Origin of the sequence: Streptomyces sp. LaBMicrA B280 (assembly GCF_049222185.1) — a bacterium.
In the GTDB taxonomy this organism is placed as follows: domain Bacteria; phylum Actinomycetota; class Actinomycetes; order Streptomycetales; family Streptomycetaceae; genus Streptomyces; species Streptomyces murinus.
The window spans coordinates 74095-100589 of sequence record NZ_JBMJCT010000033.1; the positions used below are offsets into that span (position 1 = coordinate 74095).

At 69.5% G+C, this 26495-nt stretch carries 20 protein-coding genes; 12 read left to right on the forward strand and 8 right to left on the reverse strand.

The window, feature by feature from the left end; all coding sequences use genetic code 11:
* Positions 1 to 14 precede the first annotated feature (14 nt).
* A complete protein-coding gene (gene dnaB / locus ACLF5H_RS25315) occupies positions 15 to 1493 on the reverse strand; it encodes a replicative DNA helicase (protein WP_111585712.1) in 1479 nt (492 codons plus the stop codon).
* Positions 1494 to 1975: 482 nt separating this feature from the next.
* On the opposite strand from dnaB, the gene ACLF5H_RS25320 reads away from it, so the two are divergent.
* Positions 1976 to 3313 (forward strand): MATE family efflux transporter, encoded by a 1338-nt coding sequence (locus ACLF5H_RS25320; RefSeq protein WP_421678328.1) that lies wholly within the window; start codon positions 1976 to 1978, stop codon positions 3311 to 3313.
* A 136-nt stretch (positions 3314 to 3449) separates the two neighbouring features.
* Here the strand turns inward: ACLF5H_RS25320 and rplI are convergent, their stop codons facing one another.
* From rplI to rpsF, 4 genes are all read right to left on the reverse strand, one after another.
* A complete protein-coding gene (rplI, locus tag ACLF5H_RS25325) occupies positions 3450 to 3896 on the reverse strand; it encodes a 50S ribosomal protein L9 (RefSeq protein WP_037650447.1) in 447 nt (148 codons plus the stop codon).
* Positions 3897 to 3914: 18 nt separating this feature from the next.
* Positions 3915 to 4151, reverse strand: coding sequence for a 30S ribosomal protein S18 (rpsR, locus tag ACLF5H_RS25330; protein WP_003949403.1), 237 nt, complete (start codon positions 4149 to 4151; stop codon positions 3915 to 3917).
* 41 nt (positions 4152 to 4192) lie between these two features.
* Positions 4193 to 4792 (reverse strand): single-stranded DNA-binding protein, encoded by a 600-nt coding sequence (locus ACLF5H_RS25335; protein ID WP_421678329.1) that lies wholly within the window; start codon positions 4790 to 4792, stop codon positions 4193 to 4195.
* 73 nt (positions 4793 to 4865) lie between these two features.
* Positions 4866 to 5156: a 30S ribosomal protein S6 gene (rpsF, locus tag ACLF5H_RS25340; RefSeq protein WP_037650441.1), complete on the reverse strand. Its 291-nt coding sequence runs from the start codon at positions 5154 to 5156 to the stop codon at positions 4866 to 4868.
* A 282-nt stretch (positions 5157 to 5438) separates the two neighbouring features.
* Here rpsF and ACLF5H_RS25345 point away from each other — a divergent pair, with 282 nt between their 5' ends.
* The 3 genes from ACLF5H_RS25345 to ACLF5H_RS25355 all read left to right on the forward strand — a co-directional run bounded on the left by ACLF5H_RS25345 (position 5439) and on the right by ACLF5H_RS25355 (position 8164).
* The gene (locus tag ACLF5H_RS25345; RefSeq protein WP_421678330.1) at positions 5439 to 5750 is read left to right on the forward strand and encodes a hypothetical protein; all 312 of its coding nucleotides are present in this window, start codon (positions 5439 to 5441) and stop codon (positions 5748 to 5750) included.
* 177 nt (positions 5751 to 5927) lie between these two features.
* Positions 5928 to 7049 (forward strand): lipid II:glycine glycyltransferase FemX, encoded by a 1122-nt coding sequence (locus ACLF5H_RS25350; protein WP_421678331.1) that lies wholly within the window; start codon positions 5928 to 5930, stop codon positions 7047 to 7049.
* Positions 7050 to 7132: 83 nt separating this feature from the next.
* Positions 7133 to 8164 (forward strand): alanine racemase, encoded by a 1032-nt coding sequence (locus tag ACLF5H_RS25355; RefSeq protein WP_037650433.1) that lies wholly within the window; start codon positions 7133 to 7135, stop codon positions 8162 to 8164.
* A 127-nt stretch (positions 8165 to 8291) separates the two neighbouring features.
* Here ACLF5H_RS25355 and ACLF5H_RS25360 read toward each other — a convergent pair whose 3' ends face one another.
* Together ACLF5H_RS25360 and ACLF5H_RS25365 are read right to left on the reverse strand one after the other, a co-directional pair.
* Positions 8292 to 9836: a glycosyltransferase family 87 protein gene (locus tag ACLF5H_RS25360; protein WP_421678332.1), complete on the reverse strand. Its 1545-nt coding sequence runs from the start codon at positions 9834 to 9836 to the stop codon at positions 8292 to 8294.
* Positions 9837 to 9966: 130 nt separating this feature from the next.
* Entirely contained in the window at positions 9967 to 12678 is a 2712-nt protein-coding gene (locus tag ACLF5H_RS25365; RefSeq protein ID WP_421678333.1) for a transglycosylase domain-containing protein, read from the reverse strand.
* A 395-nt stretch (positions 12679 to 13073) separates the two neighbouring features.
* Between ACLF5H_RS25365 and ACLF5H_RS25370 the strand changes: the two genes are divergently transcribed.
* The 3 genes from ACLF5H_RS25370 to ACLF5H_RS25380 all read left to right on the forward strand — a co-directional run bounded on the left by ACLF5H_RS25370 (position 13074) and on the right by ACLF5H_RS25380 (position 16300).
* A complete protein-coding gene (locus ACLF5H_RS25370) occupies positions 13074 to 13757 on the forward strand; it encodes a PadR family transcriptional regulator (RefSeq protein ID WP_421678334.1) in 684 nt (227 codons plus the stop codon).
* A gap of 43 nt (positions 13758 to 13800) precedes the next feature.
* Complete coding sequence (locus tag ACLF5H_RS25375; protein ID WP_421678335.1) at positions 13801 to 14883, forward strand: inositol-3-phosphate synthase; 1083 nt, start codon at positions 13801 to 13803, stop codon at positions 14881 to 14883.
* 112 nt (positions 14884 to 14995) lie between these two features.
* Positions 14996 to 16300, forward strand: coding sequence for an MFS transporter (locus ACLF5H_RS25380; RefSeq protein ID WP_421678336.1), 1305 nt, complete (start codon positions 14996 to 14998; stop codon positions 16298 to 16300).
* Positions 16301 to 16366: 66 nt separating this feature from the next.
* On the opposite strand, the gene ACLF5H_RS25385 is transcribed toward ACLF5H_RS25380, so the two are convergent.
* Positions 16367 to 17833 carry a CCA tRNA nucleotidyltransferase gene (locus ACLF5H_RS25385; protein WP_421678337.1) on the reverse strand — a complete coding sequence of 489 codons (1467 nt, stop codon included), beginning with the start codon at positions 17831 to 17833 and terminating at the stop codon, positions 16367 to 16369.
* Positions 17834 to 18109: 276 nt separating this feature from the next.
* Here ACLF5H_RS25385 and ACLF5H_RS25390 point away from each other — a divergent pair, with 276 nt between their 5' ends.
* The 5 genes from ACLF5H_RS25390 (at position 18110) to ACLF5H_RS25410 (ending at position 26443) form a co-directional block, all read left to right on the forward strand.
* Positions 18110 to 20482 carry a DUF6049 family protein gene (locus ACLF5H_RS25390; RefSeq protein WP_421678338.1) on the forward strand — a complete coding sequence of 791 codons (2373 nt, stop codon included), beginning with the start codon at positions 18110 to 18112 and terminating at the stop codon, positions 20480 to 20482.
* A 46-nt stretch (positions 20483 to 20528) separates the two neighbouring features.
* Positions 20529 to 22919 (forward strand): murein biosynthesis integral membrane protein MurJ, encoded by a 2391-nt coding sequence (murJ, locus tag ACLF5H_RS25395; protein ID WP_421678339.1) that lies wholly within the window; start codon positions 20529 to 20531, stop codon positions 22917 to 22919.
* A gap of 118 nt (positions 22920 to 23037) precedes the next feature.
* Positions 23038 to 24753 carry a protein kinase family protein gene (locus ACLF5H_RS25400; RefSeq protein WP_421678340.1) on the forward strand — a complete coding sequence of 572 codons (1716 nt, stop codon included), beginning with the start codon at positions 23038 to 23040 and terminating at the stop codon, positions 24751 to 24753.
* 26 nt (positions 24754 to 24779) lie between these two features.
* The gene (gene sigM / locus ACLF5H_RS25405; RefSeq protein ID WP_421678341.1) at positions 24780 to 25505 is read left to right on the forward strand and encodes an RNA polymerase sigma factor SigM; all 726 of its coding nucleotides are present in this window, start codon (positions 24780 to 24782) and stop codon (positions 25503 to 25505) included.
* A complete protein-coding gene (locus tag ACLF5H_RS25410; protein ID WP_421678342.1) occupies positions 25502 to 26443 on the forward strand; it encodes a hypothetical protein in 942 nt (313 codons plus the stop codon). Before sigM ends, ACLF5H_RS25410 begins: the two co-directional genes overlap by 4 nt.
* Positions 26444 to 26495 lie beyond the last annotated feature (52 nt).

A 26495-nucleotide genomic window follows, 5' to 3' on the forward strand; every position in this document is an offset into this window, starting at 1 on the left:
TTCCCTCGCGTCGATCAGGTCTGCGCCATGTCCACGAAGCGCGAGTAGTGGCCCTGGAAGGCGACCGTGATGGTGGCCGTGGGGCCGTTACGGTGCTTGGCGACGATCAGGTCGGCCTCGCCGGCCCGGGGGGACTCCTTCTCGTAGGCGTCCTCGCGGTGCAGCAGGATGACCATGTCGGCGTCCTGCTCGATCGAGCCGGACTCACGCAGGTCAGAGACCATCGGCTTCTTGTCGGTGCGCTGTTCGGGGCCACGGTTCAGCTGAGACAGCGCGATGACCGGGATCTCCAGCTCCTTGGCGAGGAGCTTGAGGTTACGGGACATGTCCGAGACCTCCTGCTGGCGGCTCTCGGCGCGCTTGGAGCCGCCGGACTGCATCAGCTGGAGGTAGTCGATGACGACGAGTTTCAGGTCGTTGCGCTGCTTGAGACGGCGGCACTTGGCCCGGATCTCCATCATCGACAGGTTCGGGGAGTCGTCGATGTAGAGCGGGGCGGCCGAGACGTCCGGCATCCGGCGGGCGAGCCGGGTCCAGTCCTCGTCGGTCATCGTGCCGGAGCGCATGTGGTGCAGGGCGACGCGGGCCTCGGCGGACAGCAGACGCATCGCGATCTCATTGCGGCCCATTTCGAGCGAGAAGATGACGCTCGGCAGGTTGTTCTTGATCGACGCGGCCCGCGCGAAGTCCAGCGCCAGCGTCGACTTACCCATGGCGGGACGGGCCGCGATGACGATCATCTGACCGGGGTGCAGTCCGTTGGTGAGCGAGTCGAAGTCCGTGAACCCGGTGGGCACACCGGTCATCTCGCCGCTGCGCGAGCCGATCGCCTCGATCTCGTCGAGCGCGCCCTCCATGATGTCGCCCAGGGGCAGATAGTCCTCGCTGGTGCGCTGCTCGGTGACGGCGTAGATCTCGGCCTGGGCGCTGTTGACGATCTCGTCCACGTCGCCGTCGGCCGCGTATCCCATCTGCGTGATCCGGGTGCCGGCCTCGACGAGGCGGCGCAGTACGGCGCGCTCGTGGACGATCTCCGCGTAGTACTCGGCGTTGGCCGCCGTCGGCACGGTCTGGACGAGGCTGTGCAGATACGCGGCGCCGCCGACCTTGTTGATCTCACCGCGCTTGGTGAGTTCCGCGGCGATGGTGATCGGGTCGGCCGGCTCACCCTTGGCGTAGATGTCAAGGATCGCCTGGTAGATCGTCTCGTGCGCGGGCTTGTAGAAGTCGTGGCCCTTGAGGATCTCCACGACGTCGGCGATGGCGTCCTTGGACAGCAGCATGCCGCCGAGCACCGACTGCTCGGCGTCCAGGTCCTGGGGGGGCACCCGCTCGAAGGAGGAACCGCCACCGTCCCAGCCGGTGTTGTCCCGGCCCCGGTCGTGCTGCTCGTCACGCCCCCGGCCGCCCTCGGGTCGCCGACGGGAGGCCGGCAGACGATCACTGGGCCCGCTGTCGGCCCACGGATCGTCCAAGGGCTCGGAAATGCTCACCGAGCCACCTCCTCCCGTCACACGGCGGACCTCGCCGTGTCCTCTTTTGTACGGCACGACACTGACAAATCGAGAGGCCCAACTCCGCTCAGGGCGCGTCGGTTTTGTGCCGTTTCCCGAGCCTCGGAGGCATCGCCTGCCGGGGCCCGGAGAAGGAGCGGGCGCCGGACAACGGTAGGCCCGTCGGCACCGTCAGCCAATCTGGTTATCCACAGGCCATGTGGACGACGGCCCCGATGCTGTGGAGAACTCCCCGAAACCTGTGCACGAGCCGGTGGACAGCCCTGTGAACAAGCCCTCGATCCTCTCCAGTTCACGCCCCTGACCTGCGGCTTCGACATCCACCGGCTGTGCAGAAGAAAAACTTTCCCGGTCGGACCAAGATCGGTTCGAACGGTGCGCGAGCGGAGGGCGTCCAGGATCACAAGTAAGGGTCACAATGCAATTGCATCTCTTACCTGTGGACGATTACATTAGCGCGCATGACCCAGGCTCCCGAGATCCCCGAGGCCACCCGCCGACGGCACGACCGAGAGATCGTCGCGCTGGCCGTCCCGGCCTTCGGCGCGCTCGTCGCCGAGCCGCTCTTCGTCATGGCGGACAGTGCCATTGTCGGCCACCTCGGCACCGCCCAGCTCGCCGGTCTCGGCGTCGCCTCCGCCCTTCTGACCACCGCCGTGAGCGTGTTCGTCTTCCTCGCCTACGCCACCACGGCCGCCGTGGCCCGCCGGGTGGGCGCGGGTGATCGTCCGGGCGCCATCCGCCAGGGCATGGACGGCATCTGGCTGGCGCTGCTGCTCGGGATCGCGGTCATCGCCGTCGTCCTCCCCCTGGCACCCGGCATCGTGGACCTCTTCGGCGCCTCCGCCACGGCGGCGCCCTACGCCACCACCTATCTCCGCGTTTCCTCCCTGGGCATCCCGGCCATGCTCATGGTGCTCGCCGCCACCGGAGTGCTCCGCGGTCTCCAGGACACCAGGACGCCGCTCTATGTCGCCGTCGGCGGATTCATCGCCAACGCCGTCCTCAATGTGGGCCTGGTCTACGGCGCCGGGCTGGGCATCGCCGGCTCGGCCTGGGGCACGGTCATCGCGCAGTGCGCCATGGCGACCGTCTATCTGACCGTGGTCGTACGCGGCGCCCGTCGGCACGGAGCGTCCCTGCGCCCGGACGCGGCCGGGATCCGGGCCTCGGCACAGGCCGGTGTCCCGTTGCTGGTCCGCACCCTGTCGCTGCGCGCGATCCTCATGATCGCCACCGCCGTCGCGGCCCGCCTCGGTGACGCCGACATCGCCGCCCACCAGATCATCCTGTCCCTGTGGAGCCTACAGGCCTTCGCGCTCGACGCCATCGCGATCGCGGGACAGGCCATCATCGGCCGGTACCTCGGAGCGGCCGACACCGAGGGCGCCCGCGCGGCCTGCCGACGGATGGTCCAGTGGGGCATCGCCACCGGTGTCGTACTCGGACTGCTGGTCGTCGCGGCCCGCCCGCTCTTCCTGCCGCTGTTCACCAGCGACCCGGTGGTCAAGGACGCCGCACTGCCCGCGCTGCTGATGGTGGCGTTGTCACAGCCCATCTGCGGGATCGTCTTCGTCCTGGACGGCGTCCTGATGGGTGCGGGCGACGGACCGTACCTGGCCGGGGCGATGCTGGTGACCCTGGCGGTGTTCATCCCGGCGGCCCTGCTCGTCCCGGCGTTCGGCGGCGGTCTGACCGCGCTCTGGGCCGCGATGACGCTGATGATGACCGTCCGCATGGCCACCCTGTGGTGGCGCAGCCGCTCGGGCCGCTGGCTGGTGACGGGCGCGACCCGCTGACCGTTTCACGTGAAACATCCGCCGAGGCGGCCACTCCCCCGGGACGGGTCGGCGACAGGCATCTCGGCAACGGAAGAGGGGCCGTACCCGCGATGGGTACGGCCCCTCCTCTCAGCTGCTCAGACCGAGCGCTGGGTCACGCGGAGACGACCTCAATGGCGACCTTGGCGGCCACCTCGGGGTGCAGACGCACGGACGTCTCGTGGGAGCCCAGGGTCTTGATCGGGGCGCCCAGCTCGATGCGGCGCTTGTCGACCTCGGGGCCACCGGAAGCCTTGATCGCGGACGCGACGTCGGCCGGGGTGACGGAACCGAAGAGACGACCGGCGTCGCCGGAGCGAACGGCCAGACGGACCTTCACGCCCTCGAGCTGGGCCTTGACCTGGTTGGCCTGCTCGATGGTCTGGATCTCGTGGATCTTGCGCGCACGACGGATCTGCGCGACGTCCTTCTCGCCACCCTTGGTCCAGCGGATAGCGAACTTCCGCGGGATCAGGTAGTTGCGAGCGTAGCCGTCCTTGACGTCGACAACGTCGCCAGCGGCACCGAGGCCGGAGACCTCGTGGGTGAGGATGATCTTCATGAGTCGGTCACCCTTCCCTTATCGCGCGGTGGACGTGTAGGGCAGCAGCGCCATCTCACGGCTGTTCTTCACGGCCGTGGCGACGTCACGCTGGTGCTGCGTGCAGTTGCCGGTCACGCGGCGGGCACGGATCTTGCCGCGGTCGGAAATGAACTTCCGCAGCATGTTCGTGTCCTTGTAGTCCACGTACGTGACCTTGTCCTTGCAGAAAGCGCAGACCTTCTTCTTAGGCTTGCGCACAGGCGGCTTCGCCATGGTGTTTCTCCTGTGTGATCAAGAAGTGTGGGATACGAGCCCTAGAAAGGAGGCTCGTCCGAGTAGCCGCCGCCCTGCTGACCGCCGCCGGAGCCACCGCCCCAGCCGCCGCCACCCTGGTTGCCACCGGCGGGAGCGCCGGTCGCCCACGGGTCGTCGGCCGGAGCGCCGCCACCCTGCTGGCCGCCGCCGGAGCCACCGCCCCAGCCGCCGCCGGCCTGGCCGCCGCCCTGCTGACCGCCGCCGTAACCGCCCTGGCCACCGCGACCGCCACCACCGGAGGTCTTGGTGACCTTGGCCGTGGCGTTGCGCAGGCTGGGGCCGACCTCGTCGACGTCCAGCTCGTAGACCGTGCGCTTGACGCCCTCACGGTCCTCGTAGGACCGCTGCTTCAGCCGGCCCTGCACGAGCACGCGCATGCCTCGCTGGAGCGACTCGGCGACGTTCTCCGCCGCCTGGCGCCAGACCGAGCAGGTCAGGAACAGGCTCTCGCCGTCCTTCCACTCATTGGTCTGACGGTCGAAGGTGCGGGGGGTGGACGCGATACGGAACTTCGCGACCGCCGCACCGGACGGGGTGAAGCGCAGCTCGGGGTCGTCGACAAGATTGCCGATGACCGTGATGACGGTCTCGCCTGCCATGGGGGAACCTCTCGGCGGGTTTGCTGCTGGCTGCTTGCTGCTACTCGAATCCCGGGATCAACTGAGCCGAGGCTCAGTGCATCTCGGGACGGAGGACCTTGGTCCGGAGGACCGACTCGTTCAGGTTCATCTGGCGGTCGAGCTCCTTGACGACCGCAGGCTCGGCCTGCAGGTCGATGACCGAGTAGATGCCCTCGGGCTTCTTCTTGATCTCGTAGGCGAGACGACGACGGCCCCAGGTGTCGACCTTCTCCACCTTGCCGCCGCCATCACGGACGACGGACATGAAGTTCTCGATCAGCGGGGAGACAGCACGCTCCTCGAGATCGGGGTCGAGGATGACCATCACCTCGTAGTGACGCATGTGGAACCCACCTCCTTTGGACTCAGCGGCCACGGTCGTTCCGTGGCAGGAGGGTCTTATGCGTTGGCAACGGTATCGGCCGGCACTGACAATCAGGGGTTTCCACTGACGATCAGGGCTCCGCGAGGATTCCCCGCCGCGGATCCGGGCAGACACCGGTGCAGACGGTACAGACTACCCGCACACCCGCTTCCGGTTGAAATCCGGCCGTGAGGGCCGACAATCTGTACACGTCGGGTGTGTACGGCGCTACCATGCGCCGCCTTCCGCAGGAGGTGCCCCATGGCACAGGCTTTGCAGCCCAACACCGCCGGATCCCTCTTCGCCAGCGACGGCAAGTCCCATCCGCTCCCGGACATCCTGATGGCCGTGACGCTGGTCCTGGGCCTGCTGTCCTTCATCACCTCGTTCTTCCCCGGCCTGCACCTGCTCACGTCCTGGGCCGGTCTGGTCGGCATCCTCACCGGCGCGTACGGGCAGTGGGTCTCGGTGACCACCCGCGAGCGCTTCGGGCTGATCCTCGGCCTCGGCGCCTCCGGGATCGGCCTGCTGATCGGCATGTCGCACGGCGGGCTGTTCGGCGGCCTGTTCTGAGGCAGTCCCTCCCGAGGCGGCCCCCGCGAAGACGATCTCCGCGGGGGCGGTCGCGCGCGGGCGGGTCCTTCTGAGCCGTCCGCCCCATCGGGGTGCTCACCGGGCGCAGTAGGCTTCGGCGCGAGAGCCGGAGCCCCTGAACCCATGGGGACACACCAGCCCGAGGAGCGCCCCGACATGAGCCTGACCCTGAGGACCATCAGCCGAGAGCAGCATCTGGCATTCATCCAGAGCCTGCCGTCGGCGAGCCACATGCAGGTCCCGGCCTGGGCCGACGTGAAGGCGGAGTGGCGCTCGGAGAGCCTCGGCTGGTTCGACGAGCGCAGCAGTCAGCTGGTCGGCGTGGGCCTGGTCCTCTACCGGCAGCTGCCCAAGATCAAGCGTTACCTCGCCTATCTGCCCGAGGGCCCGGTCATCAACTGGTACGCGCCGAACCTGGACGACTGGATCCAGCCGATGCTCGCGCACCTGAAGCAGCAGGGCGCCTTCTCCGTGAAGATGGGCCCGCCGGTGATCATCCGGCGCTGGAACGCCGAGACGATCAAGAAGGGCATCCAGGACCAGGACGTCAAGCGCCTGCGCGACCTGGAGGCCGACTACATCGAGCCGCGTGCCTTCGAGGTCGCCGACAAGCTGCGCCGCATGGGCTGGCAGCAGGGCGAGGACGGCGGCGCGGGCTTCGGCGACGTCCAGCCGCGCTACGTCTACCAGGTGCCGCTGGCGAACCGTTCCCTGGAAGAGGTCCACAAGAACTTCAACCAGCTGTGGCGCCGCAACATCAAGAAGGCCGAGAAGGCCGGTGTCGAGGTCGTCCAGGGCGGCTACCAGGACCTCGCCGAGTGGCAGCGGCTGTACGAGATCACGGCCGTGCGCGACCACTTCCGGCCGCGCCCGCTGTCGTACTTCCAGCGCATGTGGACGGCCCTCAACACCGAGGACCCCAACCGCATGCGGCTGTACTTCGCCCGGCACAACGGCGTGAACCTGTCCGCGGCCACCATGCTGATCGTCGGCGGGCACGTCTGGTACTCCTACGGCGCCTCCGACAACATCGGCCGCGAGGTCCGGCCCTCGAACGCGATGCAGTGGCGCATGCTGCGCGACGCCTACGCGCTCGGGGCGACCGTCTACGACCTGCGCGGCATCTCCGACTCGCTGGACGAGTCGGACCACCTGTTCGGCCTGATCCAGTTCAAGGTCGGCACGGGCGGACAGGCCGCCGAGTACCTCGGCGAATGGGACTTCCCGCTGAACAAGCTGCTCCACAAGGCGCTCGACATCTACATGTCGCGCCGCTGAGCAGCCGGCGTTTGATTCCATAGGGTTCACAGCACTCTCACCCCCGATACACCTCAGCCACGAGAAAGGGTCCGGGTCCGGCCATGGCGCTCACGCTCTACGTCGACACCGCGCGCTGGCGGGCGCACCACAAGCACGTGCAGGAGCAGTTCCCGGGGCTGGTCCCGGTCTGCAAGGGCAACGGCTACGGCTTTGGACACGAACGGCTGTCGGAGGAGGCCACCCGGCTCGGCTCGGACCTGCTCGCCGTCGGCACCACGTACGAGGCCGCGCGCATCAAGGACTACTTCGGCGGCGACCTGCTGGTGCTGACGCCCTACCGGCGCGGCGAGGAGCCGGTGCCGCTGCCCGACCGGGTGGTCCGCTCGGTCTCCTCGATCGACGGCGTGTACGGCCTGGTGGGCGCGCGTGTCGTCATCGAGGTGATGTCCTCGATGAAGCGGCACGGCATCAGTGAGCAGGACCTGCCGCAGCTGCACCAGGCCATAGAGAACGTCCGCCTGGAGGGCTTCGCCATCCATCTGCCGCTGGACCGCACCGACGGCTCGGACGCCGTCGAGGAGGTCATCGGCTGGATGGACCGGCTGCGCGCGGCCCGGCTGCCGCTGCACACGATGTTCGTCAGCCACCTCAAGGCCGACGAACTGGTCCGGCTCCAGCAGCAGTTCCCGCAGACCCGGTTCCGTGCCCGCATCGGCACCCGGCTGTGGCTGGGGGACCACGAGGCGACCCAGTACCGCGGTGCCGTCCTGGACGTCACCCGGGTGACCAAGGGCGACCGGTTCGGCTACCGGCAGCAGAAGGCGGCCTCCGACGGCTTCCTGGTGGTCGTGGCGGGCGGTACGTCGCACGGGGTGGGTCTGGAGGCGCCGAAGGCCCTGCACGGCGTCATGCCCCGCGCCAAGGGCGTCGCCCGCGCCGGTCTCGCCACGGTCAACCGGAACCTCTCCCCGTTCGTCTGGGACGGCAAGCAGCGCTGGTTCGCCGAACCGCCGCACATGCAGGTGTCGATCCTGTTCGTGCCCTCGGACGCCGCGGAGCCCAAGGTCGGCGACGAGCTGGTGGCCCATCTGCGGCACACCACCACGCAGTTCGACCGCATCGTGGACTGCTGAGACCGGCCGAGCCCGCCGGTACCGGACAACGGGAAGGCCGTACACGGAACTCCGTGTACGGCCTTCTTCGTGTCCTCGTCCTTCCCTCAGGCCGAAGCGGCGCGGGCCGTCCGGCCGGGCCGTTCGCTCACAGCGAACGGCCCGGGGGAGGCGCCGCTTCCGGCCTGCCCCACTCCACCTGCGGCGCCTCGTACGGGGCCGCGTGCCGGGGCGGGCGGCCCACCGCGGCGAACGCGAAGACGTCCTCCGCCCCGTCGAGCACCCCGCCCGAGGGATCGTCGTCCCCGGACCGGCGCACCACGTCCCGCTCCGGCAGCAGGATGTCGCGCACGACGACGGCGCACAGGTACAGCGTGCCCAGCAGGTGCAGGGCGATCGCCCACTGGTAGCCGTGCGTCGGCAGGCCCTTGTGGGCGTCTCCGCTGGTCGTGTAGGCGAGGTACATCCAGATGCCGAGGAAGTACGCCACCTCGCACGCCTGCCAGATCAGGAAGTCCCGCCACTTGGGCCGGGCGAGGGCCGCCAGCGGCACCAGCCAGAGCACGTACTGCGGCGAGTAGACCTTGTTGGTGAGGATGAAGACCGCCACGATCAGGAAGGCCAGCTGGGCGAAGCGCGGCCGGCGCGGGGCGGTGAACGTGAGCACGGCGATGCCGATGGAGCACAGCACCATCAGCACCGTGGCGGCGGTGTTCACGAAGTCGGTGCTGGGCGGGTGGTTCGAGTTCTGGGACCAGATCAGCCAGAACGAGCCGAAGTCGACGCCCCGGTCATGGCTGAACGAGTAGAACTTCGACCAGCCCGGGAAGGCGAACAGCATCACCGGCAGGTTCACCACCAGCCAGGCGACCGCCGTTCCCGCCACCGCCTGCCCGAACTCCCGCCATCTGCCCGCCCGCCAGCACAGCACGAGCAGGGGGCCGAGCAGGAGTACGGGGTAGAGCTTGGCGGCCGTGGCGAGCCCCAGGAGGATGCCGAAGGCGACCGGGCGGCTGCGGGCCCACATCAGCATCGCGGCGGCCGTCAGCGCCACCGCCAGCAGATCCCAGTTGATGGTGGCGGTCAGCGCCGCCGCGGGCGCCAGGGCGACCAGCAGGCCGTCCCAGGGGCGCCGGCGGTGGGTGCGGGCCACACAGACGGCGAGTACGGCCGTGCAGACCATCAGCATCGCGGCGTTGACGAACCAGTACCACTGCTCCTGGTGCTGGATGCCGCCGCTGTGCGGGGTCAGCCAGGAGGCCGCCTGCATGAACACTCCGGTCAGCACCGGGTACTCGAGATAGCCCATCCCGCCGGACAGATCGTCCGGGAGCCTGTCGAAGTAGGGCACGAGGTGATCGGCGAATCCGCGGCCCTGGTAGAGGTGCGGGATGTCCGAGTAGCAGGCCTTCGTGTACTGGGAGCTGGCGCCGAAGAACCAGGCGCCGTGGTAGCACGGCGCCTTCTGGACCAGGCCCAGGGCGAACATGCCGATCGCCACGAGCGCGACGATCCGCACGGGCGTCCACCAGGAGGTTCCGAGCAGGGCGTACCGCCCGATGGGGCCGCCGACCAGCTCACTGCCGGCCGCCGCGACCTCGTCCTCCCTGGTCGGGCGCACCGGCTCCGGTGGGGCGGACCGCTCCGGCTCGGGCTCGTACACGCCCGGGGGTGTCATCTCTGCACTGGGCATGAGCCACATCCTGCCGTACCTCCCCATGAAAACGCGGAGGGCCACCGCACCTGGTGGGTGCGGCGGCCCATGTTTCACGTGAAACAGGCATGGCGGTCGATATCACCGCCAACCGGTCGGATCGAGCGGGCTAGCCGGCCGGTCCCCAGATGGTTCCGCCGTTGCCGTTGCCGTTGCCATTGCCGTTGCCCCGGGTGCCGCCGTCGGCGCCGGGATCGGTGGCCGTGGTCGAGGGCGTCGGCCCACCGTCCATGCCCCCGGTGCCGTTCCCGCCGGGACCGTTGCCGTTGTCACCGCCGTTGCCGTTGCCGCCATCGGTGCAGCCGAAGAAACCGCAGGTCTGGCTGTTCGTCGGGCTCGGGGAGACGCTGTCGCTCGGCGACGGGCTCGTGGACGGACTCGTGGACGGGCTCGGCGGGGTCGACGGGGACGGCGGCGGGGTCGGCTCGGGGTTCAGCGCGACGCCGATGGGCTCGGGAGCCGGGAAGGACAGCGCCGGCTGACCCTGAAGTGCCTGGGTCATGTAGTCGTGGAAGATCTCCGACGGGAACGAGGCGCCGTGGATCTGCTTCTGGCCGCCCGTTCCGTACATCTTCAGGAACGAGCGCTGCTTGTTATTCGCGTTGTCGTCCAGGCGGAACATGCTGATCGCGGTGGACAGCTGCGGAGTGTAGCCGACGAACCAGGCCGACTTGTTGCCGTCGGTGGTACCGGTCTTGCCGGCCACCTCGCGCCCGGGCAGCCGGGCATTGGTACCCGTGCCCTTGTCGACCACGGTCCGCAGGACGTCGGTGACGTTGTCCGCCACGTTCGTCGAGTAGGCCTCCTTCGACTTCACCTCGTGCTCGTAGACGACCCCGTCCTTGCTCTCGACCTTCTCGACCGAGTACGGATCGTTCTGCTGACCGCTGTTGGCGAAGGTGCCGTAGGCCCCGGCCATGCGGATGGCGCTCGGGTCGGAGGTGCCGATCGAGAAGGACGGGTAGTTGGAGCTGGCCAGGCTGCCCTTCAGCAGACCGGCGTCCAGCGCGGACTGCTCGACCTTGTCCAGACCCACGTCCATGCCGAGCTGCACATAGGCGGAGTTGACCGAGAACTGCATCGCCTCACGGAGGTCGATCTTGTAGTCCGGCGCGTCTCCGGTGGACTCATCGCCGTCGTTGGTCTGGAGCCACTCCTTGCCGTCCTTGTCCGTCCAGACGCTGTGGTCGTATTTCTCGATCTTGAGCTTGTCCTTGCCGCTGTACAGGCTCTTGGGAGAGGCGATCGTGCGCTGGTCCAGGCCCTGCTCCGGCGGGCCGTGCGGGTCGCGCACGCCCCACTTCATCGCGGCCGCCAGTACGAAGGGCTTGAACGTCGAGCCCACCTGGGCGCCGGTCGAGTCGGCGTTGTCGGTGAAGTGCTTGGTCGCGTCCTCACCGCCGTAGATGGCCTTGATGGCGCCTGTCTTCGGCTCGACCGAGGCCCCGCCGAACTGGACGTACTTGTCGTACTTCGGACGTTCCTTGGGCTTGATGTTCGCCTTCTGGACCTTCTTGACGGCGGCTTCCAGCGCGCTGACCTTCTTCTTGTCGAAGGTCGTGTGGATCCGGTAGCCGCCCTTCTGCAGCTCGTCCGCGGTGACATGGGTCTTGTCACTGTTGTTGATCAGGTAGGACTTGGCGAGGTCGACCAGGTAACCGATCTGGCCGCTGAGCCGGCTGTTCGACCGCGGGTTCTGCGAGTGGGGGAGCGTCGTGTACTTGGCACGCTCAGTGGCGCTCAGATGGCCGTACTTGACCATCTTGTCGAGGGTGTCCTGCATCTGCCCCAGAGCGCGCTTCTTGTTCGCCTCGGCCGTGGCGCCGGGATCGAGGGAGGTCGCGCCGGCCGGGTCGTAGTAGGTGGCACCCTTCAGCATCGCCGCGAGGAAGGCGCACTGGCCGGGGTTGAGATCCTTGGCGTCGATGTTGAAGTACGCGCGCGAGGCCGCCTGGATGCCGTAGGCACCGCGCCCGAAGTACGCCGAGTTCAGGTAACCGGCCATGATCTTCGGCTTGGGCACCTCGGTGCCCACCTTGATCGCGACGAAGATCTCCTTGAACTTACGGGAGAGGGTCTGCGACTGGTCGTCGAGCATGGCGTTCTTGACGTACTGCTGGGTGATCGTCGAACCACCCTGGGTCTGACCGCCCCGGGCCATGTTGAAGACCGCTCGTGCGATACCCGACGGGTCCACGCCGCTGTCGGTCTCGAAGGTCTTGTTCTCCTGGGAGATGACGGCGTACCGCATCTCCTTGGGGATGTCCTCGTAGTTGATGATCTGCCGGTTGGTCTCGCCACCGGTCGCGACCATCACCGATCCGTCGGACCAGTAGTAGACGTTGTTCTGCGCCTGCGCGGTCTTGGCCACGTCGGGGACGCCCACCATCGCGTACCCGATGCCGGCGACGGCCACCAGGCAGCCGACGAAGCCGATGAACATGCCCGACACGAGCTTCCAGGACGGCACCCACCGGTGCCACCCGTACTTGTCCGCGCGGGGATAGTCGATGATCCGCTTCTTGCCGGGCGGGCCCGGGCGCCCCCGGCCACGGCCGGGTCCGGACGGGCCACCGTGGCCGCCGCGGCGGCCACCTGCGGGCTCGGCTCTGCGGCGTCCACCACTGCTTCTCTGGGCCGCACGCCGGGCCTCGGCACGACCGCCCAGCGACCGCCCCTCGTCTCCCGGAGAGTCGGCAGGCGATCCGCTGGCGCCTCGCGGCGCCGCGCGGCGACCGGGGGACGAATCGGGCTGGCCGCGTCGGGCCGCGGCACGTCCGCCTCCCTGCGGCTGCGGCGGTTTGCGACGGTGCTCGCTCATCGAACGATTACTCCTCGGGCAGGCGCACCCTTGCGCGCCTGGACTGGCGGCTGGTTTCCGGTCCCCCCGACGTACGGATGTGGTCGGTCGCGCATTCACCCGTACTGCACCGGGGACGACGACGCCCCCCAGGCGTCGCATGGTTCCCGGTGGTCTGCATGCCGCACAGACTACGCACCGCCAAAACCTGCCGAGCCCCGAAGTTCACCCCAAACCAGGCAAGTTGCCTCCTACGAATCGGTTATGTGATCCCGTTCACCACCACCCCTCTTGTCGCATGCGTGACGTCGTTCTATCGTCGTGATGTATCGAGTCGATACATCAGCGCGAGATAAAGACGCTGAGAAGGCACTGGGAGACCTGCGGTGGGAGCCGCGGGCCGGGAGGAGGCGACGATGAGCCGGCGCTCCGGCATTCTCGAGTTCGCCGTGCTCGGCCTGCTGCGCGAGTCCCCTATGCACGGTTACGAGCTGCGTAAACGACTCAACACGTCCCTGGGTGTGTTCCGCGCTTTCAGCTACGGGACCCTGTATCCCTGCCTCAAGACGCTGGTCGCGAGCGGCTGGTTGACCGAGGAGCCGGGCAACACCCACGAGGACGCCCTCGCCGCTCCCCTCACCGGACGCCGCGCCAAGATCGTCTACCGGTTGACGGCGGAAGGTAAGGAGCACTTCGAGGAACTGCTCTCGCAGACCGGTCCCGACGCGTACGAGGACGAACACTTCGCCGCACGGTTCGCCTTCTTCGGGCAGACCTCGCGCGATGTGCGCATGCGCGTGCTGGAGGGCCGGCGCAGCCGGCTGGAGGAGCGTCTGGAGAAGATGCGCTCCTCCCTGACCCGGACGCGAGAGCGCCTGGACGACTACACACTCGAGCTCCAGCGCCACGGGATGGAATCCGTGGAGCGCGAAGTGCGCTGGCTGAACGAGCTCATCGAGAGCGAGCGAGCCGGACGGGACCTGAGAAGTTCCGCGTCCGGGGGGCCCGCTCAACAGGACAACACCACTGGATCGACGGGCGGCCTGCCCCGTCCCGGGAGCATCTCCCGGACGGATCCGCCCGGCGACACCGCCACGTGAGTCCCAGTCAGGGCCTCACTCGTACACACAGGGAGCAACCGGAATGGGTTCGGTTCGCGTAGCCGTCGTCGGCGTGGGCAACTGCGCCGCGTCGCTGGTGCAGGGAGTCGAGTACTACAAGGACGCCGACGCGGCGGCCAAGGTCCCCGGCCTGATGCATGTGCAGTTCGGTGACTACCACGTGCGCGACATCGAGTTCGTGGCCGCGTTCGACGTGGACGCCAAGAAGGTCGGCCTCGACCTCGCGGACGCGATCGGCGCCTCCGAGAACAACACCATCAAGATCTGCGACGTCCCGAACACCGGCGTCACCGTGCAGCGCGGCCACACCCTCGACGGCCTGGGCAAGTACTACCGCCTGACCATCGAGGAGTCGGAGGCCGAGCCGGTCGACGTCGTCCAGATCCTGAAGGACAAGCAGGTCGACGTCCTGGTCTGCTACCTGCCGGTCGGCTCCGAGGACGCGGCGAAGTTCTACGCCCAGTGCGCCATCGACGCCAAGGTCGCCTTCGTCAACGCCCTCCCGGTCTTCATCGCCGGTACCAAGGAGTGGGCGGACAAGTTCACCGAGGCCGGCGTGCCGATCGTCGGTGACGACATCAAGTCCCAGGTCGGCGCCACCATCACGCACCGCGTCATGGCGAAGCTGTTCGAGGACCGCGGTGTCATCCTGGACCGCACGATGCAGCTGAACGTCGGCGGCAACATGGACTTCAAGAACATGCTCGAGCGCGAGCGCCTGGAGTCCAAGAAGATCTCCAAGACGCAGGCCGTCACCTCCCAGATCCCCGACCGGGACCTCGGCGAGAAGAACGTCCACATCGGCCCGTCCGACTACGTGGCCTGGCTGGACGACCGCAAGTGGGCCTACGTCCGCCTCGAGGGCCGCGCCTTCGGTGACGTCCCGCTGAACCTGGAGTACAAGCTCGAGGTCTGGGACTCCCCGAACTCCGCCGGTGTCATCATCGACGCCGTGCGCGCCGCGAAGATCGCCAAGGACCGCGGCATCGGTGGCCCGATCCTCTCCGCGTCCTCGTACTTCATGAAGTCCCCGCCGGTGCAGTACTTCGACGACGAGGCCCGCGAGAACGTGGAGAAGTTCATCCGCGGCGACGTCGAGCGCTAAAGCTCGACACCGCCCCACGGGGAGCCGCTCGTACAAAAATCGCTCCTGCCAGGGCTGTGAAGGTCCCCGGGTCCTGACCCGGGGACCTTCCGCATATGTGAGGCTGTGCCCCATGCCCGTCGTCCGTGACCTGCGCGTCCTGTTGCGCCTGCGGTACTTCCGGCGCCTGCTGTACGTCCGTCTGCTGTCCCAGGGCGCCGACGGCGTCTACCAGGTCGCGCTCGCCGCCTATGTCGTCTTCTCGCCGGAGAAGCAGACCTCGGCCACCGCGATCGCCTCGGCGATGGCGGTACTGCTGCTCCCCTATTCACTCGTCGGCCCCTTCGCGGGCGTCCTGCTGGACCGCTGGCGGCGCCGACAGGTGTTCGTCTACGGCAATCTGCTGCGCGCCCTGCTGGCCGTCGGCACCGCCGCGCTGATGGCGGGCGACGTCCCGGCCTGGCTCTTCTACGTCTCCGCGCTGTGTGTCACGGCCGTCAACCGCTTCATCCTCGCCGGACTCTCCGCGGCCCTGCCCCGGGTGGTCGACTCCGAACGCCTGGTGATCGCCAACTCCCTGTCCCCGACGGCCGGCACGCTCGCCGCGACCGCCGGGGGCGGACTCGCCTTCGGGGTACGACTGCTGTCCTCGGGCTCCGATGCCGCGGTGGTGCTGCTGGGTGCCCTGCTCTATCTGTGCGCGGGCCTGGTCTCCCTGAGGATGGCGCCCGCCCTCCTCGGTCCCGACCGGCAGCAGCTGCAACCACATCTGCTGACCGCGCTCGCCGACACGGCCCGCGATCTGCTCGCCGCCATCCGGCATCTGGCCGCGCCCCGGCGCAGGGAGGCGGCCTGGGCGCTGGCCTCGATGACGCTGATGCGCTTCTGCTACGGCGCGCTGCTCGTCCTGCTGCTCATGCTGTGCCGCTACACCCTCGCGTCCGGCCCCGACGAGGGGCTGCGGCTGCTCGGTCTGGCGCTGGGCCTGTCCGGTGCCGGGTTCTTCGCGGCCGCCGCGGTGACTCCCTGGGCGGCGGGACGGCTGGGGCCACTGCGCTGGATCATGGTGTGCTCGGCGACGGCCGCGGTGCTGGAGCCCGCGCTCGGTCTGCCGTTCGCCACCGGACCGCTGCTCCTCGCCGCCTTCGTGCTGGGACTGATCACCCAGGGCGCCAAGATCGCGACCGACACCATCGTCCAGTCCTGTGTGGACGACGGCTTCCGCGGGCGGATCTTCTCCGTCTACGACGTCCTCTTCAATGTGGCCTTCGTCGGCGCGGCCGGAGTGGCGGCCCTGATGCTCCCACCGGACGGCAGATCTCCGCTGCTGGTCGTCCTTGTCGCCGTGATCTACGCATTCGTCGCCGCGTTGCTGGCGTACTTCGAACGGCTGCTGCGGGGAGCCGGGAAACGGAAAGAGGGTCGATGTTTCACGTGAAACATCGACCCTCGGTACGGCCGGCCCGGCGGATGTTTCACGTGAAACACCGGCCGGGCCGAGCCCTCACTCCTGTCCGGCCCACCACTCCTTGAGCGCGGCCACCGCGGTCTCGTGCTCCATCGGACCGTTCTCCAGCCGCAGCTCCAGCAGGTGCTTGTACGCCTTGCCGATCACCGGGCCGGGAGTGACGCCCAGGATCTCCATGATCTGGTTGCCGTCGAGGTCCGGGCGGATCGAGTCCAGCTCCTCCTGCTCCTGAAGCTGGGAGATGCGCTCCTCCAGGCCGTCATAGGCCCGGGACAGCGCGGCCGCCCTCCGCTTGTTGCGGGTGGTGCAGTCGGAGCGGGTCAGCTTGTGCAGACGGTCCAGCAGCGGCCCCGCGTCACGGACGTAGCGGCGGACCGCCGAGTCCGTCCACTCCCCGGTGCCGTAGCCGTGGAAGCGCAGATGAAGTTCGACCAGTCGTGAGACGTCCTTCACCAGCTCGTTGGAGTACTTCAGCGCGGTCATGCGCTTCTTGGTCATTTTGGCGCCGACCACCTCATGGTGGTGGAAGGAGACCCGGCCGTCCTTCTCGAAGCGGCGCGTACGCGGCTTGCCGATGTCATGCAGCAGCGCGGACAGCCGCAGCGCGAGGTCGGGGCCGTTCTCCTCCAGCGCGATCGCCTGCTCCAGCACGATCAGCGTGTGCTCGTAGACGTCCTTGTGCCGGTGGTGCTCGTCGCTCTCCAGGCGCAGCGCCGGCAGCTCGGGCAGTACATGGGCGGCGAGCCCGGTGTCGACGAGCAGGGTCAGGCCCTTGCGCGGGTGGTCGGAGAGGATCAGCTTGTTCAGCTCGTCCCGCACCCGCTCCGCCGAGACGATCTCGATGCGCCCGGCCATGTCCGTCATGGCGGCGACGACCTCGGGGGCCACCTCGAAGTCCAGCTGGGCGGCGAACCGGGCGGCCCGCATCATCCGCAGCGGATCGTCCGAGAAGGACTCCTCCGGGGTGCCGGGCGTCCGCAGCACGCGGGCGGCGAGGTCCACCAGACCGCCGTACGGATCGATGAACTCCTTCTCCGGCAGGGCCACGGCCATCGCGTTGACCGTGAAGTCCCGGCGGACCAGGTCCTGCTCGATGGAGTCGCCGTAGGAGACCTCGGGCTTGCGCGAGGTGCGGTCGTACGCCTCCGACCGGTACGTCGTGATCTCGATCTGGAAGGTCATGTCGGTGTCCCCGACCCGGGCACCCTTGTGCGCGCCGACGGTGCCGAAGGCGATCCCCACCTCCCAGACCGCGTCGGCCCAGGGCCGGACGATCTTCAGCACGTCCTCGGGACGGGCATCGGTGGTGAAGTCCAGATCATTGCCCAGCCGGCCGAGCAGTGCGTCGCGCACCGACCCACCGACCAGGGCGAGGGAGAACCCCGCCTCCTGGAATCGGCGGGCGAGATCGTCGGCGACCGGCGCCACCCGCAGCAGCTCGGTGACCGCGCGCTGCTGGGCCTGGCTCAGGGCGGAGGGAGTGTCTTCGTTGGGGTTCGGCACAACAGAAGAGGGTACGTGCCCCGGGCGCTCCGGGGCGCCCCCATTCGGCCCGGGACCCGGGCCGGAGCGGGCCGCGGACGGCTTCCGGCATACCCGTGCAAGCACAGCTCTTGCGGCGTACGGCCCCTCTCCCCTCGATACTGGATATAGAGGACGGGTCGTCTCCGCCCAGCGATCTTGTGACCTGGACCGCGGCACTTCCGCTCGGCGCACATCGTTACCATGCGAGGACGCACATTCCGACGACCACTGAGACGACGAGGGACGGGCGAGCGCGTGGCCGAGGCGGCTGACTTCCAGGGGACCAGTGCCTCACCCGCGCGCCGATGGCTGCGGCGCACCGGAGCCCTGCTCGCCGGGGCGCCCCTGCTGGCCGGGCTGCTCCAGCTGCCCGCCGCCGCGCCGGCCGCCGCCGCATCCGGGGACCCGGTGTCCGTCGCTCTGGACTCGATGAGCCCCAACGCCCCCACGGACGGCGACACCCTCACCGTCTCCGGCACGGTGACCAACAACGGCAAGCAGCCCGTCACCGGCGCCCATGTGGGCCTGCGGGTCGGCCCGATACTGAACACCCGCTCCGGGATCAGTGACGTGGCCCAGCATCCGGACGAGCTCCAGGGCGTCAGCGGCTCCGAGGTCGGCGACAAGTACGCGCAGAAGTTCGCCAGGCTGGCGCCGGGCGTCGCGGAGCACTTCAGCATCTCCGTGCCGGTGGACAAGCTCGACCTGGGCGCGAACGGTGTCTACGAGTTCGGGGTCGCCCTGTCCGGGCAGACCTCCGCGCAGCCCTGGCAGCAGGTGCTCGGCGTCCAGCGGACGTTCCTGCCATGGCAGGCGTCCGACGCGGACACCAAGACCAGGACGACGGTCCTGTGGCCGCTGCTGTCCACCGTCCATATGACGGCCAAGACGGGCGCCGGCGAGCTGCAGACGCCGGTGTTCCTCAACGACGACCTGGCCAAGGAGCTCGCGCCGGGCGGCCGGCTCGACCAGATGGTCAGCCTCGGCAAGGACCTGGACGTCACCTGGGTGATCGATCCGGACCTGCTGGCCTCCGTGGACGCCATGGCGTCGGGCAACTACCGGCTCCAGGGTGATGGCGACACCACCGTCGCGGGCCCCAAGGAGCACCAGGCGCTCGCCAAGCAGTGGCTGGCGAACCTCCAGAAGGCGGTCGTGGGCAAGGAGGTCGTGGCGCTGCCCTTCGCCGACCCCGACCTGGCCTCCCTCGCGCACCGCGGCACCAGCGTCACCGGCTCGCTCAGCCATCTCAAGGACGCCACCGACGTCGCCGCCACCACCGTGAAGACCGTGCTCCACGTCACACCGAGCACCGATTACGCGTGGCCGGTGAACGGCGCCGTGGACCCGTCGATCATGAGGGTCGCGACCTCCGCCGGTGCGGACCGGGTGATCGCCCGCAGCGACAGCCTCCAGGAGACGGCCGGGCTGTCGTACACGCCCTCCGCCGCCCGCCCGGTCGGCGGCGGCACCACGGCGGTCGTGGCCGACGCCAAGCTGTCCACGGCCTTCGAGGGCGATCTGACGAAGGCGGCCGACTCCACGCTCGCCGTGCAGGAGTTCCTGGCCCAGAGCCTTGAGATCAACGCGCAGACGGACCAGCAGCGCAGCATCGTCGTCGCCCCGCAGCGCCTGCCCACGGCGGCCCAGGCGCAGGCGATGGCCGCGGCCGTGCGGGCGCTCCAGGGGGGCACCTGGTCCCAGGCACAGGACCTGACGGCGGCGGCCAAGGCCAAGCCCGACCCGGACGCCACCACGCGCATCCCGTCGACCTCCGCCTACCCGACGTACCTGCGCCGGCAGGAACTGCCGGCCTCGGCCTTCCAGCAGATCGCCCGGACCCAGGACAAGCTCGACGACTTCCAGGTGATCCTCTCCGACCAGTCCCGTGTGGTCACCCCGTTCGGGCGGGCCATAAACCGCGGGATGTCCACGTCGTGGCGGGACCGGAGCGAGGACGGGGACGGCTTCCGCAGCGGCGTCGAGGGGTGGCTGGACGATCTGGCCGGGCAGGTCAAGCTGATCGACAAGTCCGAGACCAAGTTGTCCGGACGCAGCGCGACCATCCCGGTGACCGTCCAGAACAACCTCGTCCAGCCGGTCGGGCATCTGGTGCTGCGGCTCACCTCGACCCAGCCGACCCGACTGAAGATCGGCGGCAAGGCGTACTACGAGCAGTCCGTCGACATCGCCGGCGGCCACGCCCAGTCCGTGAAGTTCAGCACGTCGGCCAACGCCAACGGCCGGGCCACGGTGATCGCCCAGCTGTACACCGAGGACGGCCAGGAGTACGGCGCCCCCGTCACCTTCGACGTGAAGGTCACCGAGGTCACGCCCACGGTGATGCTCGTCATCGGCGGCGGTGTGCTGCTCCTCGTCCTCGCCGGCTTCCGGATGTACACCCAGCGCAAGCGCGCGGCCGCCCGCCAGGCAGGGGAGGGCGGCGCGGGCGCGGCGGGGGAGCATTCCGACGGGCCGGGGAACCCCGGAGCGCCCGGGGATCGTCTCCCGGAGGAGTCCGACTCCGCCGCAGGGGCAGACGACCCGGAGCAGCCGAGTGACCCTGCGCCGGACACCGCACCGGAAAGCACCGACCCGTCCGGGACGGGTGAGAGAGTGGACCGTTGAGCGATGTCGTGGCCGGTGGGCCCGGGACGATGAGGTGGGGTAAGTCATGAACGCGCCGTACGACGGTGACCGCGGCCAGGGCGCGGCCGGCTCGGGCTACCCCGAGACGCCGCCCGAGCCCGGCCAGGTGCCGCCGCAGCAAGCGGCGGACATGTACCTCCAGGACGCCTACGACCAGGATCCGTACCGGGCACACGATCTGACCGCCCAGGACCCGGTCGCCGAGGCCCTCTACGACCGTGCCGCGCACCCCCCGCCGCCTCCGGGCACCTGCGAGCAGCCGCTGTACGCGCAGCCCGCCCAGTCGCCGTACGCGCCCGACCCACAGGTGTGGGCGCAGACCCCGGCGCCCGAACCGGACAGCGCGGCGCCCTATCTGCCCTACGGCGACGATCCGCGCACCACCCAGTTCGTCGGCGTGGACGACCTGGTCTCGAACTCCGGCGAGGAGTACCACGAGCCGGACGCCTTCGCGCATCTCTTCAAGGACCAGCAGCAGAGCGGCGGCCACACCCCGATGGACCCCCCGGGCGTCCCGGGACCGGCCGCCGCGCCGGGCATGGGCGCCGCACCGGGCGGTCAGTACCCGCCGGTCTACGGTCGGCAGCCCCAGCAGAATCCGTACGCCGGGCAGGGATACCCGGCCGCGCCCGCCGCGCCCTACGCCTCCGCCCAGAACCCGATGCAGCACCCGGTGCCCGCCCCGGTCGGGGCTCCGGTCCCCGGCGTCCCGACCGGCTCAGGCCCGGCCGAGACGGTCATGGCGCCCGTGGCCTCCGTGGCGACCGCCGCGCCCGCCAAGAAGGGCGGCAAGGTCGGCGGGCTGATGAAGTCCAGCGCCGTCATGGCGGCCGGCACCCTGGTCTCCCGGCTCACCGGCTTCGTCCGCTCCGCGCTGATCGTCTCCGCGCTCGGCCTCGGCTTCCTCGGCGACTCCTTCCAGGTCGCCTACCAGCTGCCGACCATGATCTACATCCTCACCGTCGGCGGCGGCCTCAACTCGGTCTTCGTGCCGCAGCTGGTCCGCTCCATGAAGGAGGACGAGGACGGCGGCGAGGCCTTCGCCAACCGGCTGCTGACCCTCGTGATGGTGGCGCTGGCCGCGCTGACCGCTCTCGCGATGTTCGCGGCGCCGCTGCTGGTGCGCATGCTGTCCAACCCGGTCGCCAGCAACCCGGCGGCCAACGAGGTCGCGGTCACCTTCACCCGCTACTTCCTGCCCTCGATCTTCTTCATGGGCATCCATGTGGTGATGGGCCAGGTCCTCAACGCGCGCGGCAAGTTCGGCGCGATGATGTGGACCCCGGTCCTGAACAACATCGTCATCATCGTGTCGCTGGGCATGTTCATCTGGGTCTACGGCACCGCCGCCCACTCCCATATGACGGTCACGAACATCCCGCCGCAGGGCCAGCGTCTGCTCGGCGTCGGTGTGCTCCTCGGCCTGGTCGTGCAGGCGCTGGCGATGATCCCCTATCTGCGGGAGACCGGGTTCCGGATCCGGCCGCGGTTCGACTGGCGCGGCCACGGCCTCGGCAAGGCGGCGGCGCTCGCCAAGTGGACGGTCCTGTTCGTGCTCGCCAACCAGGCCGGCGCCATGATCGTCACCCAGCTGTCCACCGCGGCCGGCAAGGACTCCGGCGTCTCGGGCACCGGCTTCGCGGCCTACGCCAACGCCCAGCTGATCTGGGGCCTGCCGCAGGCCATCATCACGGTCTCCCTGATGGCCGCCCTGCTGCCGCGCATCTCCCGCTCGGCCTCCGAGGGCGACGGCGGCGCCGTACGCGACGACATCTCGCAGGGCCTGCGGACCACCGCGGTCGCCATCGTGCCGGTCGCCTTCGGCTTCGTGGCGCTGGGCATCCCGATGTGCACCCTGATCTTCGGCAGCTCGGGCGTCAGCTCGGCCACGAACATGGGCTACATGCTGATGGCCTTCGGCCTCGGCCTGATCCCGTTCTCGGTGCAGTACGTCGTCCTGCGCGCCTTCTACGCCTACGAGGACACCCGCACCCCCTTCTACAACACGGTCATCGTCGCCGCGGTCAACGCGGGCGCCTCGGCCCTGTGCTTCTTCCTGCTGCCGGCCCGCTGGGCGGTCTCCGGCATGGCGGCCGCCTACGGCATCGCCTACGCGATCGGTGTCATCGTCGCCTGGCGGCGGCTGCGCAAGCGCCTCGGCGGCGACCTGGACGGCGCCCGGGTGCTGCGGACGTACGCCCGGCTGTGCATCGCCTCGGTACCGGCGGCCCTGCTCAGCGGCGCGGCCTGCTACGGCATCGGGCACACTCTCGGCCAGGGCGCCATCGGCTCCTTCGCGGCACTGCTCGTCGGCGGAGCCGTACTGTTCGGTGTCTTCTTCGTCGCCGCCCGCCGGATGCGGATCGACGAACTCAACTCGCTCGTGGGAATGGTGCGCGGGCGTCTGGGCCGCTGAGGCGGGGGTAAGCGCACAACCATCGTCCGCCGCCGTGTGTCGTGCATAGCGGCGGACTGTGGGCACAATTGGTTTCGGCGTCGGACAGCGTGCAACGGATGGGGAGGCAGGGACGACGGTGGCGGAACGGAGCACGGCTGCCGTCGACGTGGCAGACAACAGCGGCGAGCAGCCGCTGACCGCGAAGGCGGACCAGTCCACGGCCGACGGGGTGGCCAAGAACCCGGAGCGGGACACGGACGGCAGCGAGGGGCAGGGGAACGCCGCGGAGGGTTCTCTCCAGCAGGCCTCGCCGCCCGAACTGCACAGCGGTCACAAACTCGCCAGACGCTACCGGCTGGAGGAGTGCGTCACCCGACTGGACGGATTCAGCAGCTGGCGTGCGGTCGACGAGAAACTGCGCCGCGCGGTCGGCGTCCATGTACTGCCGGCGGACCACGCACGGGGCCGCTCGGTCCTCGCCGCGGCCCGGTCCAGCGCGCTGCTCGGCGACCCGCGCTTCGTCCAGGTCCTCGACGCCGTCGAGGAGAACGACCTCGTCTACGTCGTCCACGAATGGCTGCCCGACGCCACCGAGCTGACCACCCTGCTCACGGCCGGTCCGCTGGAGCCGCACGACGCGTACCAGATGGTCAGTCAGGTGGCCTCGGCGATGGCCGCCGCGCACCGTGAGGGCCTCGCCCATCTGCGGCTGAACCCCAACGCGGTGCTGCGCACCTCGACCGGCCAGTGGCGTATCCGCGGCCTCGCGGTGAACGCCGCGCTGCGCGGCATCAGCTCCGACACCCCGCAGCGCACCGACACCGAGGCGATCGGCGCCCTGCTGTACGCGGCGCTGACCCAGCGCTGGCCCTACGAGGACGACGCGTACGGTCTGTCCGGCCTCCCCAAGGACGTCGGGCTCGTCGCACCGGACCAGGTGCGGGCCGGCATCCACCGCGGCCTGTCCGAGCTGGCCATGCGGGCACTCGCCAACGACGGGGCCACCGCGTCCCGGCACGAGGCGCCGTGCACCACGCCGGAGGAGCTGGTGAAGGCGATCGGCGAGATGCCCCGCATCCGCCCGCCGGAGCCGGCGTTCACCGCACCGCCCGAGTACCAGCGCACGACCTATCAGCAGGGCACCTACGGCCGTCCGGCGCCGCACCCCGGCGCCGCCCAGCCGATCGCGGCACCGCCGCCCCCGCTGCAGAGCCGCACCGGCAAGGCGCTGAAGTGGGCGGTCTCCGCCCTGCTCATCGCCGCTCTCGGCCTGGGCAGCTGGCAGTTGGCGGACGCCCTGATGGACCAGGGCGGCAAGTCGAACGACACCAACAAGAGCCGCACCACGGACGGCGGCGACAAGACCGCCAAGCAATCGGCGGCACCGATAAAGATCCAGGGCAGCCAGGAGTTCGTCGCAGAGGGCGATCCCCAGAGCGCCGCCAATGTCGCCAAGACGTACGACGGCAATCCGTCGACCTACTGGAAGACCAAGTCCTTCAACGACGGTCCGCCCATCGCGCCGCTGAAGCCGGGTGTCGGCATCGTCTACGACCTCGGCTCGGCCACCCAGCTCGACACGGCCACGCTCAGCCTGCGCTACGGCGGCGACCACACCACGGTCGAGCTGTACGCCGCGGACTCGCTGACCCCGCCGTCGCTGGACTCGATGACCCGGATCGGCACGGTCACCACCACCGGCACCACCGCTACCGTGAAGGTCTCCAAGCAGGTGAAGACGCGGTACGTCCTCGTCTGGCTGACCGCGCTGCCGAACTCCGGCTATGACTCCACGCTGTACTCCAGAGCGGGCTACAAGCAGGCCATCGGCGAAGTGCAGTTCACGGGCTGACGTCTCTACCCGGACCGGAGGGGCAGATGGCGGAGGACGCCGGATACGACGGGGTGAGCGACCAGGAGCTGCTCACCCGCCATGTGCAGGGCGAACCCGACGCCTTCGGAGAGATCGTACGGCGGCATCGGGACCGCCTCTGGGCGGTCGCGATGCGCACGCTGGGGGACCGCGAGGAAGCCGCCGACGCGGTACAGGACGCCCTGGTGTCGGCCTACCGGGCCGCGGGCACCTTCCGGGGCCAGTCGGCGGTGACGACCTGGCTGCACCGGATCACGGTGAACGCCTGTCTGGATCGCGCCCGCAAGGCGGCCACGCGCAAGACCGCCCCGGTGGACGACACCGAGCGGCTGGAGCAGCTGCTGGAGCCGCACGAGTCCGCGTCCGCCCCGGCCGAACGCAATGATCTGCACCGTCAGCTCATCGAGGCGATGGGCACCCTGGCACCGGAGCAGCGGGCCGCGCTGGTCCTCGTGGACATGCAGGGCTATCCGGTCGCCGAGGCGGCCCGGATCCTCGATGTGCCCACGGGGACGGTGAAGAGCCGGTGCGCCCGGGGCAGAGCCCGGCTGCTGCCGCTGCTCAGCCATCTACGCCCCGGACGCGGACGCGGCACGGAAGAAAACAGTTCTGGCCGGAACCGGGTGGAAGGGACATCCGTCCCATCGGCAACGGGGGCTTCCGACGAGAGCCTCCCGTATGCGGGACCGACCGATTCAGCCGTAGCGAAGGGCGGAGGTGGGCGAGCGTGACATCGACGACGGACACGGCCGGGCACCCGGACGTCACCGAGATCTCCGACCTCACCGAGGGGCTTCTCCCGCCCGAGCGCGGCACGGACGTACGACGCCATCTGGACGGCTGCGAGCTGTGCGCGGACGTCTACGCCTCCCTGGAGGAGATCCGGGGGCTGCTGGGATCCGCACAGGCGCCGGAGCCCATGCCGGTCGACGTGGCCCAGCGCATCGATGCCGCCCTGGCCGCCGAGGCACTGCTCAGCACTTCCGGGCCGGACTCCACGGGTCATGTTTCACGTGAAACATCGGCCCTCACCGAACACGCGGCACCGGCACCGGCACCGGCACCAACCGATCGCCCCGTCGGCCGCCCCGCCGATCACCCGGCCGATCGCCCAGTCGGCCGCCCACAGGCCGCGACCGGGCCGGGCCGGAAGAAGAACGGACCCGGCCGCCGCCGTAGGGCCGTGCTGCTGGGCGGTGTGCTGACCGCCGCCGTCCTGGGCGCCGGAGCGCTGGTGTTCCAGTCACTCGGCGGCACCTCCTCCACGACGGCCAAGGGCGAACCCAGCGTGTCTGCCGACGCGTTCTCAGGGAGCAGCGTCCAGAGCCAGGTGCGGGATCTGCTGGCCACGAAGAAGAGCCCCCAGCGGGAGGACGGCCAGCGGCCGCGCTCCGGGCAGAACACCCCGCAGACGGGCGAGAGCGCGAACACGCTTCTCCAGCCCCAGGTCGCCGTCCCCGAGTGTGTCCGGCGGGCGGTCCCCCGGGGCGAGCAGCCGCTGGCCGCGAAGACCGGCACCTATGCCGGGAAGAGCGCCTACCTCGTCGTCCTCCCCGACCCCCGGAACAGCGCGCGCGTCACGGCCTATGTGGTCGACGCCGCATGTGTCGGACAGCAGCCCGTCTCCACCGGCAAGGTTCTGCTGAAGCAGCCCGTCGCCCGTCCCTGAGCCCCGGGACCGGTCGGACGCCCCCTGCACGCGTGTGCCCGGACACAGCGGG